The sequence below is a fragment of the Herbaspirillum huttiense genome (assembly GCF_047300815.1).
Taxonomy (GTDB): Bacteria; Pseudomonadota; Gammaproteobacteria; order Burkholderiales; family Burkholderiaceae_D; genus Herbaspirillum; species Herbaspirillum huttiense_A.
The window spans coordinates 3,980,173-3,995,397 of the sequence record NZ_CP178608.1; the positions used below are offsets into that span (position 1 = coordinate 3,980,173).

At 63.4% G+C, this 15,225-nt stretch carries 12 protein-coding genes; 4 read left to right on the forward strand and 8 right to left on the reverse strand.

All coding sequences use genetic code 11. The features are described from left to right. Positions 1 to 83 precede the first annotated feature (83 nt). Entirely contained in the window at positions 84 to 1,649 is a 1,566-nt protein-coding gene (locus tag ACLRDN_RS18230) for a DEAD/DEAH box helicase (RefSeq protein ID WP_413457432.1), read from the forward strand. Between the two features lie 78 nt (positions 1,650 to 1,727). Here the strand turns inward: ACLRDN_RS18230 and ACLRDN_RS18235 are convergent, their stop codons facing one another. The 6 genes from ACLRDN_RS18235 to ACLRDN_RS18260 all read right to left on the reverse strand — a co-directional run bounded on the left by ACLRDN_RS18235 (position 1,728) and on the right by ACLRDN_RS18260 (position 6,014). Then, positions 1,728 to 1,982, reverse strand: coding sequence for a DUF2442 domain-containing protein (locus ACLRDN_RS18235; protein ID WP_413457433.1), 255 nt, complete (start codon positions 1,980 to 1,982; stop codon positions 1,728 to 1,730). A gap of 4 nt (positions 1,983 to 1,986) precedes the next feature. Further along, a complete protein-coding gene (locus ACLRDN_RS18240) occupies positions 1,987 to 2,247 on the reverse strand; it encodes a DUF4160 domain-containing protein (protein WP_413457434.1) in 261 nt (86 codons plus the stop codon). A gap of 110 nt (positions 2,248 to 2,357) precedes the next feature. Then, positions 2,358 to 2,993 carry a membrane integrity-associated transporter subunit PqiC gene (locus ACLRDN_RS18245; RefSeq protein ID WP_413457435.1) on the reverse strand — a complete coding sequence of 212 codons (636 nt, stop codon included), beginning with the start codon at positions 2,991 to 2,993 and terminating at the stop codon, positions 2,358 to 2,360. After that, positions 2,990 to 4,618 (reverse strand): intermembrane transport protein PqiB, encoded by a 1,629-nt coding sequence (locus ACLRDN_RS18250; protein WP_413457436.1) that lies wholly within the window; start codon positions 4,616 to 4,618, stop codon positions 2,990 to 2,992. The genes ACLRDN_RS18245 and ACLRDN_RS18250 overlap by 4 nt, the downstream gene beginning before the upstream one ends. Further along, positions 4,615 to 5,376 carry a paraquat-inducible protein A gene (locus ACLRDN_RS18255; protein ID WP_413457437.1) on the reverse strand — a complete coding sequence of 254 codons (762 nt, stop codon included), beginning with the start codon at positions 5,374 to 5,376 and terminating at the stop codon, positions 4,615 to 4,617. Before ACLRDN_RS18255 ends, ACLRDN_RS18250 begins: the two co-directional genes overlap by 4 nt. Continuing rightward, positions 5,373 to 6,014: a paraquat-inducible protein A gene (locus ACLRDN_RS18260; protein WP_413457438.1), complete on the reverse strand. Its 642-nt coding sequence runs from the start codon at positions 6,012 to 6,014 to the stop codon at positions 5,373 to 5,375. The genes ACLRDN_RS18255 and ACLRDN_RS18260 overlap by 4 nt, the downstream gene beginning before the upstream one ends. A gap of 779 nt (positions 6,015 to 6,793) precedes the next feature. Here ACLRDN_RS18260 and leuA point away from each other — a divergent pair. After that, positions 6,794 to 8,497, forward strand: coding sequence for a 2-isopropylmalate synthase (gene leuA, locus ACLRDN_RS18265; RefSeq protein ID WP_413457439.1), 1,704 nt, complete (start codon positions 6,794 to 6,796; stop codon positions 8,495 to 8,497). Positions 8,498 to 8,825: 328 nt separating this feature from the next. Further along, entirely contained in the window at positions 8,826 to 10,571 is a 1,746-nt protein-coding gene (locus ACLRDN_RS18270) for a methyl-accepting chemotaxis protein (RefSeq protein ID WP_413457440.1), read from the forward strand. A 52-nt stretch (positions 10,572 to 10,623) separates the two neighbouring features. Here the strand turns inward: ACLRDN_RS18270 and egtB are convergent, their stop codons facing one another. Together egtB and egtD are read right to left on the reverse strand one after the other, a co-directional pair. Then, entirely contained in the window at positions 10,624 to 12,003 is a 1,380-nt protein-coding gene (egtB, locus tag ACLRDN_RS18275; RefSeq protein WP_413457441.1) for an ergothioneine biosynthesis protein EgtB, read from the reverse strand. A 59-nt stretch (positions 12,004 to 12,062) separates the two neighbouring features. Beyond that, positions 12,063 to 13,037, reverse strand: a complete 975-nt coding sequence (gene egtD, locus ACLRDN_RS18280; RefSeq protein WP_413457442.1) for an L-histidine N(alpha)-methyltransferase — start codon at positions 13,035 to 13,037, stop codon at positions 12,063 to 12,065. Between the two features lie 333 nt (positions 13,038 to 13,370). Here egtD and ACLRDN_RS18285 point away from each other — a divergent pair, with 333 nt between their 5' ends. After that, entirely contained in the window at positions 13,371 to 15,212 is a 1,842-nt protein-coding gene (locus ACLRDN_RS18285; RefSeq protein ID WP_413457443.1) for an ABC transporter transmembrane domain-containing protein, read from the forward strand. Positions 15,213 to 15,225: the final 13 nt, after the last annotated feature.

The window sequence follows — 15,225 nt, forward strand, 5'->3', positions numbered from 1 at the left end:
CTTTTTTTCGTTCAGGCACTCGATGCCCGGCGCGTTTGCGTGCGCCCGTCTCGTGCTTGGCGTTCACTTTCACGAAAGAGATTATGACTTTTGAAGCACTCGGCCTGAACCCTTCGATCATCAAAGCCCTGACCGAAGCAGGCTATACCTCCCCGACCCCGGTCCAGGAAAAGGCCATCCCCGCCGCCATCAGCGGCCAGGATCTGCTGGTGTCCTCGCAGACCGGCTCGGGCAAGACCGCCGCTTTCATGCTGCCTTCGCTGCACCAGCTGGCAGACCTGCCGCAGGCGCCGCAAGCAGCCCGTACCCCCAACCAGGAACGCCAGGCTACCCGTGCCCGTGGCGAGCGTCCGCGTTACCAGCCGGCACAGCCGAAGATGCTGGTGCTGACCCCGACCCGCGAACTGGCCCTGCAAGTGACCACCGCCACTGACAAGTACGGTGCCTACATGCGCCGTGTGCGCGTGGTGTCCATCCTGGGCGGCATGCCTTATCCGAAGCAGATGCAACTGCTGTCGCGCAACCCGGAAATCCTGGTGGCGACCCCGGGCCGCCTGATCGACCACATGGAGTCGGGCAAGATCGACTTCTCGCAACTGCAGATCCTGGTGCTGGACGAAGCCGACCGCATGCTGGACATGGGCTTCATCGACGACATCGAAAAGATCGTCGCTGCGACCCCGGCCACCCGCCAGACCATGCTGTTCTCGGCCACGCTGGACGGCGTCGTCGGCAACATGGCCAAGCGCATCACCAACAACCCGCTGACCATCCAGATCGCCAGCTCGTCGACCCGTCATGAAAACATCATGCAGCGCGTGCACTTCGTGGATGACCTGTCGCACAAGAACCGCCTGCTGGACCACCTGCTGCGCGACACCAGCATCGACCAGGCCGTGATCTTCACCGCCACCAAGCGTGACGCCGACACCATCGCCGATCGCCTGAACATCGCCGGTTTCGCGGCCGCCGCCCTGCATGGCGACATGCACCAGGGTGCCCGCAACCGTACCCTGAACAGCCTGCGCCGCGGCCAGGTGCGCATGCTGGTGGCTACCGACGTGGCAGCGCGCGGCATCGACGTGCCGGGCATCACCCACGTGTTCAACTACGACCTGCCCAAGTTCGCTGAAGACTACGTGCACCGTATCGGCCGTACCGGCCGTGCCGGCCGCAATGGGGTGGCGATCTCGCTGGTCAATCACGCCGAAGGCATGCAGGTCAAGCGCATCGAGCGCTTCACCAAGCAGACCATTCCGGTGGATGTGGTCGAAGGTTTCGAGCCGAAGAAGTCGGCTGCACCGCGCAGCCCGCGCAAGCCGGGCGGCTGGCGTCCGGGTGATGGCCGCAGCAACAACGGCCCGCGTTACGGCGCTGGCAACCGCGAAGGCGGCGGTCATCGCGAAGGCGGTTTCGGTGGCAATCGTGAAGGTGGCTTCGGTGGCAACCGTGAAGGCGGCCATCGCGAAGGCGGCTTCGGCGGCAATCGTGAAGGTGGCTTCGGTGGCAACCGCGAAGGCCGCAGCTTCGGCGGCGCCAAGCCGGCCGGCAACGGCCCGCGTCGCGAAGGCGGCGGCGGTGGTGGCTACAAGGGCAATGGCGGCGGCTTCCGCGCCGACGGCCCGCGCCGCTCCTACGGCGATCGCTGATCGCTGGACGCTGTCCTGATGTTGAAAAGCCGCTTCCAAGGAAGCGGCTTTTTCTTTGGTGCGCTCATCGCGGTTTGATCATGCAAGCAGCCATTGGCCATTGCGCTTGATCTCATCATGCATGGCGTCTGGTGCCAGATCCAGCTCACCAGGCCAGGTCACCACACCATCGACCAAGCGCACCCGACTGAATTGCGCGGGGTCCTGCAGCTCAGCAAACACACCGCGAAAGAAACTCGGCAGGAATCTGACCGACCCTTCCATGCCATCCCTGAAGCGAACCTGCAATGCATATTCGCCGGAAAGTTTGACTTCAACGACATCCCATTCCATGACATCACTCCAGTGGCGCTATCGGCTTGGGAGCCTGCATTTCCTGACACAGCATCCAGTCTTCCATCAACTCTGCCTGATGTAGTTCAGCCCAATCAAGCACCAGTTGCAGGGCTCTTCGAGGTAATCGGCCATCCATCAGCGCCAGCTTCCTCACATCAATTACTGCCTTGTATTCACCATATCGCACATGAAAATGCGGCGGTGAGTGATCTCGATAAAACATCTGGATCACAATTCCATAAAACATGCTGATCGTCGGCACGGGTCACCCTCGGGTAAATCGGTTCAATCCGATTTGGGTTATTCCCTCCCGTCGGCGATTCTACATGCATCCCACTGCGCCAGCGATTTCCGAAGGCCTTTAATACCACTTCAAGCGGAGCACTGCCCACCCTGCCCCGCCTGCAAAGCTCGCACATGATCGGCAATCGCCTGCACCGCCTGCCCCACCGCCTTCTGCGTGGCGGCGACGACGTCGGCATTGGCACCGCCGCCGACACGTTCCACCACGGTCAGGCGGCAGGCCGCGCCACGACGGTCATCCGAGCGCGTGATGGTCCAGCCGAAGCTGGCCTGGACCTGGCCGTTGCGGGCTGCGTCGAAATCGCGCAGTTCCACATTGATGCGATAGCTGGCCTGGTCTGCGGGTCGGCCGCCGCGTGAGACGTCGATGGCCCCCAGCCTTGCCGCCACGCCCGCAGACAGCGCATCGCGCAGCTCATTGTTGAAGGGAGAGGACCAGCGGTCCTGCTCCAATACCTCCACCCGCGTGGCATCGCTGCGCACCACCAGTTGCGGGCGCGCCAGACGCTCCGGCACCGACACCGGCATCACTTCGATGAAAGTCTGCGGCCCCTGGCTGGCCGTACGCGCGGCGGCACCATCGGCCGGCAGCGCCAGCGTGTAAAACTGCGTCGGCGGTGAACTGCCGCACGCGGCCAACAGTGCTGCAGCCAATGTGGCAGCCGCCAGGGTCTTGAGGGAGAACGAAGTCTTGTTTTGCATCATGGCTCCTGTTTGCCCCGGATCAGCGATTCCGGATGCTGTTGCAGGTAATCGGTAAGGATACGGATCGAGGCAGCGGCCTTGCCCAGTTCCTGCATGGTCTGGCGGATATCGGACTGCAGCGGCGCGTCGTCCGAGAGCGTACGCTCGGCCGCATTCAGGGTCTTGCGCGCATCCTTCATCGCGGCCTGCATCTCGGGCGCGATGTCGTTGTTGATGCGGGCCGCCGTCTGCTCGGCCGTGGTCAAGGTCTTGTTCAAGGTCTTGAGCGTGGTCTGCAAGTCGCGGCCGATCTCGTCGAACGGCACCTTGGAGAGCTTGCCGGCAATGTCGGAGAGCTGCTGCTGCAATTCATCCAGGCTGCCCGGGATGGTCGGCAGTTCCAGCGGGACCTTGTCCGGATCGATCTGTGCCGGCTTGGCCTTGGGGAAGAAATCGATCGCTACGTACAGCTGGCCGGTCAACAGGTTGCCGTTGCGCAGCTGGGCACGCATGCCGCGCTTGACCAGCATGCGCAGCAACTGCGCGTTGGAACGACGCTGCTCGCCGGTCTCTTCGTGGAAGCGACGTCCCAAACGATCCGGATAGATCTGTACCAGCACCGGCATGCGGAATTCACCACGTGCCTTGTCGTATTGCACCCCGATGCTCTTGACCTCGCCCAGCACCACGCCGCGGAAGTCCACGGTGGCACCCGGTTGCAGGCCGCGCAGCGACTGGTCGAAATACAGCAAGGCGGTCTGTGGTACGCCGTCCGGTTCCTTCATGGCTGCACTTTCGTCTTCCACCAGGGCGTACTCTGCGCCCTCCTTGGCGGGGGAGCTGACCTGTTCTTCATCGCGGTCGCGGAAGGCAATGCCGCCCAGCACCACCGTCGAGAGCGCCTGCGTATGCAGCTTGAAGCCGCTGGCATTGAGTTCCATGTCGAAGCCGCTGGCATGCCAGAAGCGCGAGGCCTGGGTGACGAACTTGTCGTAGGGTGCATTGACGAAGATGCGCAGCGTCACGCCGCGGCCATCGCTGTCCAGGTCATACGCCACCACCTGGCCGACCTTGATGCGGCGATAGAAGATGGGAGAACCGATATCCAGCGAACCCAGGTCATCGGTATGCAGCACGAACTGGCGTCCCGAGGCATCGCGCGTGACGATGGGGGGCTGCTCCAGGCCGACGAAGTTCTTCTTGGTTTCTTCGGAGGCCCCTGCATCGGCGCCAATGTAGGCCCCGGAGAGCAAAGTGCCCAATCCCGAAATACCGGAGGCAGCGATGCGCGGACGGACGACCCAGAAGCGCGTGTCCTCGGCATTGAAACCGGAGGCATCCTGGTTCAGCTGAATACCGACCAGCACGTGCGAACGATCGGCAGCCAGCTTCAGGCTCTGCACCTGGCCGATTTCGACATCCTTGTATTTCACCTTGGTCTTGCCGGCTTCCAGCCCTTCTGCGGAACGGAAACTGACAGTGACCACCGGGCCACGCTCGACCAGGATCTTGGCAACGAGGGTCAGGCCGACGATGGCGGCGACGATGGGAATGAGCCACACCAGCGAGGGCAGCCAGTTGCGCTGGCGTGCGCGGCGCGGCTGCAGCAGCGCCGGTTTGTCATCGGAATGGTCGGGTGGAGTCATGCGGTTTCCTGTGGCGTGTTGGCGTTGTCATTGGGAGAAACAGGTTCGGGGAGGGGCTCGCGTGATACCTCCGCGTTCGGATCGATCGCGCGTTCATCCCAGATCAGGCGCGGATCGAAGGCCAGCGAAGCCAGCATGGTCAGCACCACCACTGCGCCGAAGGCGGCGATGCCGATGCCGGCGTGGATGTTGGCAAAGCCGTGGATCTTGACCAGTCCGGTCAATACTGAGACCACGAAGACGTCCAGCATGGACCAGCGTCCAATGGCCTCGACCACGCGATACAGTTTGGCGCGCTGCAGACGGCGCCAGCGGCTGCGGCGGCGGGCCGAGAAAACCAGGATGCCCAAGGCCACCAGCTTGAACAGCGGCACCAGGAAGCTGGCCACGAATACCACCAGGGCCAGGCCCCATTCGCCGGAAGTCCAGAAATAGATGACGCCGGAAAGAATGGTGTCGCGCTGCTCGTCGAACAAGGTGCTGGTGACCATCACCGGCATCATGTTGGCCGGGATGTACATGATGCAGGCGGCAATCAGGAGCGCCCAGGTGCGGGTGAGGCTGTCGATCCTGCGCACGTGCAGCGGTGCATGGCACACGCCGCAGGCTTGATGGGGCTGCGCGCCTTCCCACACGGTGCCGCAGTGATGGCAGCCGATCACGCCCAGGGATGCGGCATCCTGTACGGGCAGGTCCTCATCCGGCTCCTGGGTGATGTCGGGCGTGTGCGATGCGGCCTGGCGGTTGAAGAGACTCATGCACCAGCCCCCTTGTCCCCGTATTGCTCGGCCTGCTGCTGTTCCCACAGGTGCCACAGATAGCGCGGATTGAAGGACACCACCACCGTCAGCAGCACCGTCAATCCACCGAAGGACCACAGCGCCGGACCGGGGATCACCTCGGCCATGTTGGACAGTTTGATGAGCGCCACCAGCACGCCCAGCATGAAGACTTCGATCATGCCCCAGGGGCGGGCCGCCTGCATCAGGCGCAGCAGCAGCACGAATCCGGGCGGTCGCCGCTCACGCGCGCCCGGCAGCAGGAGGTAGAGCAGCACACCCAGCTGGATCAGCGGGAACAGCAAGGTCGTCGCCAGCACCAGCAGCGCCACTTCCGACATGCCATCGCGGGTCAGGGCCACCACTGCACCAATCAACGTGGTCTGGCTGGACAAGCCCTGCAGCTCGATGGTGACGATGGGGAAGGTATTGGCGATCACGAACAGGATCAGCGCACCGATGGTCAGCGGCAGCAGGTGCTGCAGGCGGCGTCCGGTATCGCGCTCCAGCTCGGCGCCGCAGCGCAGGCAGCGGGCGATCTCGCGCTCGCCCAGCGCCATGCGCTGGTAGACGGCGTCGCATTCTTCGCAAACGATGAGGTCGGTGCGTTTTTGCATGGATGATGACGGTTGCTGGCGATGCGCTCCCGCAATGGCAGAAGCGTCGCCCTACTGTTGTTTGTTGTTCGTGGCCGGCGTGGGCGCTGGTGCCGGTGCGACAAGTGAGCCCGATAGAGAAGAAGGGCCACTGCAGCGCTTGTTTTGGAGCATTTTCACCCGGCAGCGTTCCATCCTCACAAGGAATTGATGCAGCAGCAATACAAATAAATGACCAGCCGGTTATTAATACAGAGATTCTAGCAACGAAATTATTCGAACGTGCTCTTCTTTTGCGCTTGTAAAAAAGATAGCCCTTGACAGAGGCGGACCCGATCTTCTACATTGCACGGATGACTTCCGCAGCAATCACCTCCATCCGCCACAACAGCGCCAGCGCCCTGCTAGCGTTGCTATCGGTGTCGCTACTACTAGCCTCGCGCTAAAATCCGTAGTTCTTGCCGTTTCCGCTGATTCCCCGCGATCCGGCAACCCTAAAAAATCTAGCAGTACCGGGCAGTACAACCAGGCAGTGACGCGCTATCCATGATGAGAGCCGACGTCGCCGCCCACCAGGCGAAGCATATGCATTCGATGATCCGCACAAACCGCAACCAGCGCACGCAGCCCTTGCAGGCCGGCCACGCGCTGCGGGAGATGCCGCCTCTGGCTCTATGAAGGGTTGCCTGGCCACGCGCTCGTGGCAGCCAGGCAACCCGATCCGCCACATCTGACGCACTGAAGCATTCCAGTACTTGAACTGAAGCATTCCACGCCATCCGGAAACCAAGAGGTCCATCATGATGTTAAGCAACCCCGCCGCCAAATACCGTCCCTTCCCTGCCATCGACCTGCCGGACCGCACCTGGCCCAGCAAGGTCATCGATACGCCGCCGATCTGGATGAGCACAGACCTGCGCGACGGCAACCAGGCCCTGATCGAACCGATGAACGCCGAGCGCAAGCTGCGCTTCTTCGAACTGCTGTTGAAGACCGGCCTGAAGGAAATCGAAGTCGGCTTCCCCTCCGCCTCGCAGACCGATTTCGATTTCGTGCGCAAGCTCATCGTCGAGAACCGCATTCCCGATGACGTCACCATCATCGTGCTGACCCAGTCGCGCGAAGAACTGATCCGCCGCACCGTCGAATCGCTGGAAGGCGCCAAGAAAGCCATCGTCCACCTGTACAACTCGGTGGCCCCGGCCTTCCGCAAGATCGTCTTCAACATGTCGCGCGAGGAGATCAAGAACATCGCCGTCACCGGCACCCGCCTGGTCAAGGAACTGACCGATGCGCGTCCGGGCACCGAATGGCGTTTTGAATACTCGCCGGAATCCTTCAGCACCACCGAACTGGATTTCTCCAAGGACATCTGCGATGCCGTCTGTGAAACCTGGGGCGCCACCCCGCAACGCAAGATCATCCTGAACCTGCCCTCCACCGTGGAGTGCGCCACCCCCAACGTCTACGCCGACCAGATCGAATGGATGTGCCGCAACCTGAAGCACCGCGACAGCGCCATCATCTCGGTACACCCGCACAATGACCGCGGCACCGCCGTGGCCTCGGCCGAGCTGGCCGTGATGGCCGGCGCCGACCGCGTCGAAGGCTGCCTGTTCGGCAATGGCGAGCGCACCGGCAACGTCGACCTGGTTACGCTGGCCCTGAACCTGTACACCCAGGGCGTGAACCCGGGCCTGGACTTCTCCGACATCGACGTGGTGCGCCAGGTGGTGGAAGAGTGCAACCAGATCCCGGTGCACCCGCGCCACCCGTATGTGGGCGACCTGGTCTTCACGGCCTTCTCCGGCTCGCACCAGGATGCGATCAAGAAGGGCTTCGCCAAGCAGCAGCCCGACGCCATCTGGGAAGTGCCTTACCTGCCGATCGACCCGGCCGACCTGGGCCGCAGCTACGATGCCGTCATCCGCGTCAACAGCCAGTCCGGCAAGGGCGGCATGGCCTACCTGCTGGAACAGGAATACGGCCTGGCCCTGCCGCGCCGCCTGCAGATCGAGTTCTCGCGCGCCATCCAGCGCGAGGCCGATGCCACCGGCAAGGAAATCGCTGCCTCCGACATCCACGCCATCTTCCAGCGTGAATACCTGGAGCGCGTCGAACCCTACGTCTATCGCGCGCACCGCATGTCGGAAGACACCGCCAAGGCCGAGTCCATCAACATCGAAGTCGACATCGTGCGCAATGGCCAGCCGGTCACCGTGCGCGGCAGCGGCAACGGTCCCATTGACGCCTTCGTGCATGCGCTGGGCCTGGACATCAAGCTGATGGACTTCCATGAACACGCCATCGGCGCCGGTGCCGACGCCAAGGCCGCCAGCTACATCGAGCTGCGCCTGAACGAAGCGCCGACCGGTTTCGGTGTCGGCATCGATGCCAACATCGTGACTGCCTCCTTCAAGGCCGTGCTGTCTGCCGTGAACCGCCAGATCGCCATCAGCGAGAGCGCCAACCAGGCTGGCTCCGCACAGGCCAAGGCTGCCTGAAACGGAATCCGGCTGGCGATCCCGGCCACTTTCTGAACGCGACGCCGCCCTACCGGGCGGCGTTGTTGCGTTTACCGCCTGCCGCCGCTGTCATTACAACAAGCTTTACCCTCCCCAGGTGATGTCAACACCACATCGAAGAGCGGCAATACCGATAGGCGCGGCCTTTCATTGTCGCCAGGCAAGTACGAAGAATTTACTTGCACCAAATGTTCCCATTTAACGTAACTGGCTTATTATTGATTTTCTGGTCGTCACACCAGATCAAGGCCGCGCGTCACGGCCCCAATACAAGCAAGCCGCAGCCAAATTTTTCGGGGGGAAAATCATGCGCTTCAACAACTTGAACATTTCTACACGCCTGGCCATCGGATTCCTGGCCCTGATCGTCGTCATCGCTGCCATCGTCACACTGAGCCTGGCCCGCCTGAGTGACATCAACACCGCACTGGATCTGGTGGTCAATGACCGCTACAAGAAAATCAACATCATCAATACCATATCCGGCAAGGTGGATGATGTCGCCATCTCGCTGCGCAACCAGTTGCTGATGACCGATGCGGTGCAGATTGCCAGTGAGCAGAAGATCATCGAAACCCTGTCGGCCGAAAATACCAAACTTTACGATCAACTGGGCAGCCTGATCGCCAACCCTGAAGCTCGCGCCAAGTTCGACAAGGTGACCGAAACCCGCAAGAGCTACTCGGCCCTGCGCAAGGAGATCGACCGGCTCGCCACCACCGGTGAAAAGGATGCCGCCATCAAGTTGATGCTGGAAAAAATGGTGCCGCTGCAGAAGATCTATTTCGCCCAGCTCGACGACCTCTCCGACATGCAGCAAAAGCTGATGGACAAGTCGGTCGCCGAAGCCGAGGCGACCTACCAGATCACACGCAACATCATGCTGGTGTCTGGCGTACTGGCTGCCTTGTTTGCCGCCTTCATCGCCTGGACCATCTCGCGCAGCATCACCCGCCCGCTGAGCCGCGCGGTCGAAGTAGCCGAGACCGTCGCAGCGGGCGATCTCACTGCGGTCATCGATGCGCATTCGACCGATGAAACCGGCCGCCTCCTGCAAGCGCTGGCGGCCATGAACCAGAAGCTCAAGGCCATCGTGCTGGAAGTGCGGCGCGGTACCGATTCCATGGTCACCGCCTCGACCCAGATCGCCACCGGCAACCTGGATTTGTCCTCGCGCACCGAGGAGCAGGCCAGCGCCCTGGAAGAAACCGCCTCCTCACTGGAACAGCTGACCTCCAGCGTCAAGCAGAACGCCGACCACACCCGCAAATCCAGCGAGCTGGCCGGCAATGCCACGCAGGTCGCCAACCAGGGTGGCGAGGCGGTCAAGCAGGTGGTACAGACCATGGGTGCCATCAATGATTCTTCGCGCAAGATCGTGGACATCATCTCGGTCATCGACGGCATCGCCTTCCAGACCAACATCCTGGCCTTGAACGCCGCCGTGGAAGCGGCGCGCGCCGGCGAACAGGGACGCGGCTTCGCCGTGGTGGCCTCCGAAGTGCGCGGCCTGGCGCAGCGCTCCGCGACCGCCGCCAAGGAAATCAAGGCGCTCATCAATGATTCCGTCGGCCAGGTCACGGCAGGTACCGAACTGGTCGCCCAGGCCGGCAGCACCATGGATGAGGTCGTGCAGAGCATCGAGCAGGTCAGCCACATCGTCGGCGAAATCTCGGCTGCCACGCGCGAGCAAAGCGACGGTATCGAACAGGTGAACCAGGCCATCATGCAGATGGACAACACCACTCAGCAAAACGCTGCATTGGTGGAAGAAGCCGCCGCCGCCGCCCAAGCCCTGCAGGATCAGGCACAGCGCCTGCTGGACCTGGTGAGCGTATTCCGTCTCGATGAGCTGGGCGCTGCGCCCTCGCCCGCACCTGTGATGCGTACTGCGCCCCTGCGCACCGCTGCAGCGGCGCCTGCATCCGCCCTGCCTGGCAAGCCGGCTGCGGCCAAGCCGCAGGCCGTGCGTGCTGCGGCTGCCACGCCGGCACCGCGTGCGCTGCCGGCTGCCACCAAGGAAGACAAATCGGAAGAGTGGGAGACCTTCTGAGCCCTTGCAGCCCAGGTTCGCTGACGGCCCTGCGCTGCAGGGCCGAAGCCAATCAGCCCTGGCGGGCCAGGCGAATGCCGCTGACCTGCCAGCGCGCCGTGGCGGGGAAGAAGTTCCGATAGGTCAGCCGCGCGTGGTTCAGCGGCGTGGCCGACGAGGATCCCCGCAACACGTACTGGTTGACCATAAATTTGCCGTTGTATTCACCTACCGCACCCGCTGCGGCCGCAAAGCCCGGGTACGGCGCATAGCTGCTGCTGGTCCACTGCCAGGCCACGCCAAAGAATTCACGTCCGCCGCCCTGCAGGCGAGCCGCGGCATGTTCCCATTCGGCCTCGGTCAACAGGCGTGCCCCGGCCCAGCGGGCGTAGGCATCGGCCTCGAAATACGAGAGGTGCACGGCGGCGCGATGCGGTTGCAATGGCTGCACACCGTACTCGGTGAATTCGTGCCACTTCCCCTCGGCGCCACGCCGCCAATACAGCGGATGCGACAGCCCCTCGCGCTTTTTCCACTCCCAGCCTTCAGAGAGCCACAGCCCGGCATCCTCGTAGCCGCCGGCCTCCACGAAGGCCAGGTATTCGGCATTGTTCACCAGCCGCGAAGCGCATTGGTAAGCCTCAACGAACTGGCGATGACGCGGCGTCTCGTTGTCGAAACAAAAGCCGCTGCCAGCATGGCCGATCTCGACCACGCCAGCCTCGATGCGATGCCACTGCAAATCCAGCTCAGCCGGGTCATCCAGCCGCAAGCTCATCGGCAGTGGCTGGTAGGCCGGCTGCAGCGGGTTCATCGACAGCAGGATCTTGATGTCGGTGAGCATCAGCTCCTGGTGCTGCTGCTCGTGTTGCATGCCCAATTCCAGCAGGGACAGGAAGCCGGCCAGTTGCGGGTGTTCGCTGCCGCTCTCTTCCGAGTCCACATGGGCATCCGCTTCCAGCGCATCAATGAGCAAGAGCATGCGCGCGTCGACTTGCTCGCGGTAAGCCAGCACCTCCTCCAGCGAAGGACGCGTGAGCAGGCCACGCTGCGGACGCGGGAATTTCTCGCCCACCCCTTCGTAATACGAATTGAAGAGCATGCGGAACTGCGGGTGGAATGGCGTGAAACCGCTCTGGAAGCGTTCCAGCAAAAAGGTTTCGAAGAACCAGGTGGTATGCGCCAGGTGCCACTTGATGGGGCTGGCATCGGGCATGGCCTGCACACAGCAATCCTCGGCCGAAAGCGGTTCGGCGATGAGCAGCGACTGCCGGCGCAGGCGCCGGTAGCGGCCACCCAGGCGCTCGCGCGGACGGTGGTTGACCTGCTGGACGGCCGCATCGATGACGGCATCGATGGTGGCTGCGGTCGCCGCGGCTACCACCGCCATGTGGCCGCCGGGCTGGTCTTCATCCTGTGCGGTGTCGGGGGCGTGGGTGATGACGGAAGGCATCCGGTCTCCTGCAAAAATCAGTGAATCGGTATCGCGCACGGGCCATCTGGCAGCGGCACTCAGCGCGCTTGCGCATGACAGACCGCAAACCAGCGCCGCTGGTCGAACCACATGCGGCAGTTGCCAAACCCGGCTTGCTCCAGCAAACCGAGAATGTCCTGCTCGGTGAATTTGTGGCTGTATTCGGTATGGATGCGCTCGCCCTGATGGAAGGTACGACGCCCGTCCGGCCAGCGCACGATCAGGTCGCGCCGTGCTTCCAGATACATCTCGATGCGTTGCTGGCGGGCGTTGTAGAAGGAGACGTGGCGCCAGTCGCGGGCGTTGAAGTCGGCGCCGGTCAAGGCGTTGACGTGGTTGAGCACGTTCAGGTTGAAGGAGGCGGTCACGCCGATGGCGTCGTCATAGGCAGCCTCCAGCACGCGCGCATCCTTGACCAGGTCCAGGCCGATCAGGATGCCGCCGTCGCCCTTTCCGGGCGGCAAGGCAGCACGCACGCGGCGCAGGAAAGCCAGCGCCTGTTGAGGGTCGAAGTTGCCCAGGGAAGAGCCGGGATAGAAGAACAAGCGGCGCTGCCCATCCACCGCTGCGGGCAGTTCCAGCGTGGCCGAGAAATCCATGGCCAGCGGCAGCATGGGCAGTTGCGGGAAGCGCTCCTGCAAACCGGCCACCGACTGATGCAGGAAATCGGTGGAGATATCCACCGGCACATACTGGCGCGGCTGCAAGGCCTCGAACAGCGAGGCCGCCTTGGCACAGTTGCCCGCGCCCAGGTCGATGAGCGTACAGCCCTGGCCCACGGAGGCGGCAATGGCCTGCTGGTGCGAGGCATAGATCGCGGCTTCGGTGCGGGTGGGGTAATACTCGGGCAAGGCGCAGATGGCCTCGAAGAGCTTGCTGCCCAGCGGATCGTAGAAGTACTTGGGAGAGATGACTGCCTCGCGGGCGGCGAGCCCGGCCAGTAGTTCGGCGTGCGGCGCACGCTGGTCTGGCGCGTCCTCCCAGCGGGAGGGGATCAGTGCGGGTTGGGCCAAGCGATTCTCCTTGCCTGTGATGGGGTTGGGATGATGCTGATGCCTGCTGCTGCCTGCTGCTGCGCTGCTCCGGTCGAGCTGACGGGCTCAAGTCCGCATACTGTAGCAGGGGGATGCAGGCAAGCAATGGCTGACGAACAACATTGCCGGGGTGTGCAAACTGCGCGATCTCTGCGCGATCTCTGCGCGGACTGTCTATACTTATGCCTCTTCCGACTAAGGCAGCCGCCCGGTGGTTCAACGCAGCAACAAGATTTTCCCTGCACTGCAGATCCACTGGCCGTGTGGCAACATGCACGGCGCGCTTTATCTGGCCGTCTCAACTGCTCATCCATGTCCATGTCATCCACGACTCCTCCTCGCATTGCCTCCCCTGCTGCTGGCGTGACACCCGCCGCTGATTCGCCCACCGCCCGCAAATCGGCCCTGGCGGCGCTGCGCGGACTGGCCCCCTTTCTCGCCCCCTACAAGAAGCAATTCCTGCTGGCCGGCCTGGCGCTGATTGTGGCGGCCGGTGCCACGCTGGCCGTGCCCTATGCCTTCAAGCAGATGATCGACCTCGGCTTTGGCGCCGCCGGCAGCAAGAGCGCCACGCACATCAACCTGTATTTCGTGGCGCTGTTCGGCGTAGCCTGCGTGCTGGGAGTGGCCACGGCGGCGCGCTTCTACATGGTCTCCTGGCTAGGTGAACGCGTCACGGCCGACCTGCGCAGCGCAGTCTATGCCCACGTGGTAACACAGAGTCCCGAATTCTTCGAGACCACCAAGACCGGCGAAGTCCTTTCGCGCCTGACCACCGACACCACGCTCATCCAGACCCTGGTGGGCACCAGCATTTCGATGGCGCTGCGCAATGCCCTGCTGTTCCTGGGTGGCATGAGCATGCTCTTCATCACCAGTGCCAAGCTGACCTCCATCATCATCGTCATGCTGGGGGCCGTGGTGCTGCCCATCGTGTTCTATGGCCGCCGCGTGCGCAAGCTCTCGCGCGCCTCGCAAGACCGGGTGGCCGATGCCGCCGCCATGGCCGGTGAAATCCTCAACGCCATGCCGACGGTGCAAGCCTTCACCCATGAAGAGATCGAGGCGCGCCGCTTCGGCGACTCGGTCGAGCGCGCCTTCCAGACCGCCATGGACCGCATCCGCGCACGTTCTCTGCTGACGGTGGTGGCGATCCTGCTGGTGTTCGGCGCTATCGTCTTCGTGCTGTGGCTGGGTGCGCATGCGGTCATGCAAGGCAGCATGAGCGGCGGCGAGCTGGGCCAGTTCATCCTTTACGCATCCCTCGTGGCAGGTTCGCTGGGTGCCTTGTCGGAAGTGATGGGCGATACGCAACGTGCTGCGGGTGCGACCGAACGCCTGCTCGACCTGCTGGCGGCGCAGTCGCCGGTGCAGTCCGTGCTGCTGCCGGAAAAATTGCCGCCGCGCACCGCCAATGGCGCCGCGCTGCAGATCGAGGGGCTGGACTTCCACTATCCCTCGCGCCCCGGCAGCGCATCGCTGTCGGGGTTTTCGCTGGACGTGCACGCGGGAGAAACGGTGGCCGTGGTCGGTCCTTCAGGCGCCGGCAAGACCACGCTGTTCCAGCTGCTGCTGCGCTTTTACGACCCGCAGCAGGGCAGCATCCGGCTCGATGGCGTGGACATCCGCTACCTGACCCTGCAGGACCTGCGCAATGCGATCGGCATCGTGCCGCAGGACACCGTGATCTTCTCGGCCAATGCCATGGAAAATATCCGCTTCGGCCGGCCCGGTGCCAGCGACGCCGAAGTGATCGCCGCCGCCCAGATGGCCGCCGCCCATGAATTCATCGAACGCCTGCCCGACGGCTACCAGTGCTTCCTCGGTGAACGCGGCGTGCGCCTCTCCGGCGGCCAGCGCCAGCGCATCGCCATTGCCCGCGCCCTGCTGAAGAACCCGCCGCTGCTGTTGCTGGACGAGGCCACCAGCGCGCTGGATGCCGAATCCGAACGGCTGGTGCAAAGCGCCCTGGAAGCCGCCATGGTCGGCCGCACCACGCTGGTCATCGCGCACCGGCTGGCCACCGTGCAGCGGGCCGACCGCATCATCGTGCTGGAACACGGGCGCATCGTCGAGACCGGCACCCACGCCGAACTGGTGGCGCGCGACGGCCTCTACGCCAGCCTGGCGGCGCTGCAGTTCGAGACGCAATAAGAGAGCACAGCGG

What these genes read in the sequence shown, in the direction of transcription:
- ACLRDN_RS18230 (WP_413457432.1), top strand. Translation starts at nt 84, where the DNA reads ATGACTTTTGAAGCACTCGGCCTGAACCCTTCGATCATCAAAGCCCTG.
- ACLRDN_RS18235 (WP_413457433.1), bottom strand. Translation starts at nt 1,982, where the DNA reads ATGGAATGGGATGTCGTTGAAGTCAAACTTTCCGGCGAATATGCATTG.
- ACLRDN_RS18245 (WP_413457435.1), bottom strand. Translation starts at nt 2,993, where the DNA reads ATGATGCAAAACAAGACTTCGTTCTCCCTCAAGACCCTGGCGGCTGCC.
- ACLRDN_RS18250 (WP_413457436.1), bottom strand. Translation starts at nt 4,618, where the DNA reads ATGACTCCACCCGACCATTCCGATGACAAACCGGCGCTGCTGCAGCCG.
- ACLRDN_RS18255 (WP_413457437.1), bottom strand. Translation starts at nt 5,376, where the DNA reads ATGAGTCTCTTCAACCGCCAGGCCGCATCGCACACGCCCGACATCACC.
- ACLRDN_RS18260 (WP_413457438.1), bottom strand. Translation starts at nt 6,014, where the DNA reads ATGCAAAAACGCACCGACCTCATCGTTTGCGAAGAATGCGACGCCGTC.
- leuA (WP_413457439.1), top strand. Translation starts at nt 6,794, where the DNA reads ATGATGTTAAGCAACCCCGCCGCCAAATACCGTCCCTTCCCTGCCATC.
- ACLRDN_RS18270 (WP_413457440.1), top strand. Translation starts at nt 8,826, where the DNA reads ATGCGCTTCAACAACTTGAACATTTCTACACGCCTGGCCATCGGATTC.
- egtB (WP_413457441.1), bottom strand. Translation starts at nt 12,003, where the DNA reads ATGCCTTCCGTCATCACCCACGCCCCCGACACCGCACAGGATGAAGAC.
- ACLRDN_RS18285 (WP_413457443.1), top strand. Translation starts at nt 13,371, where the DNA reads ATGTCCATGTCATCCACGACTCCTCCTCGCATTGCCTCCCCTGCTGCT.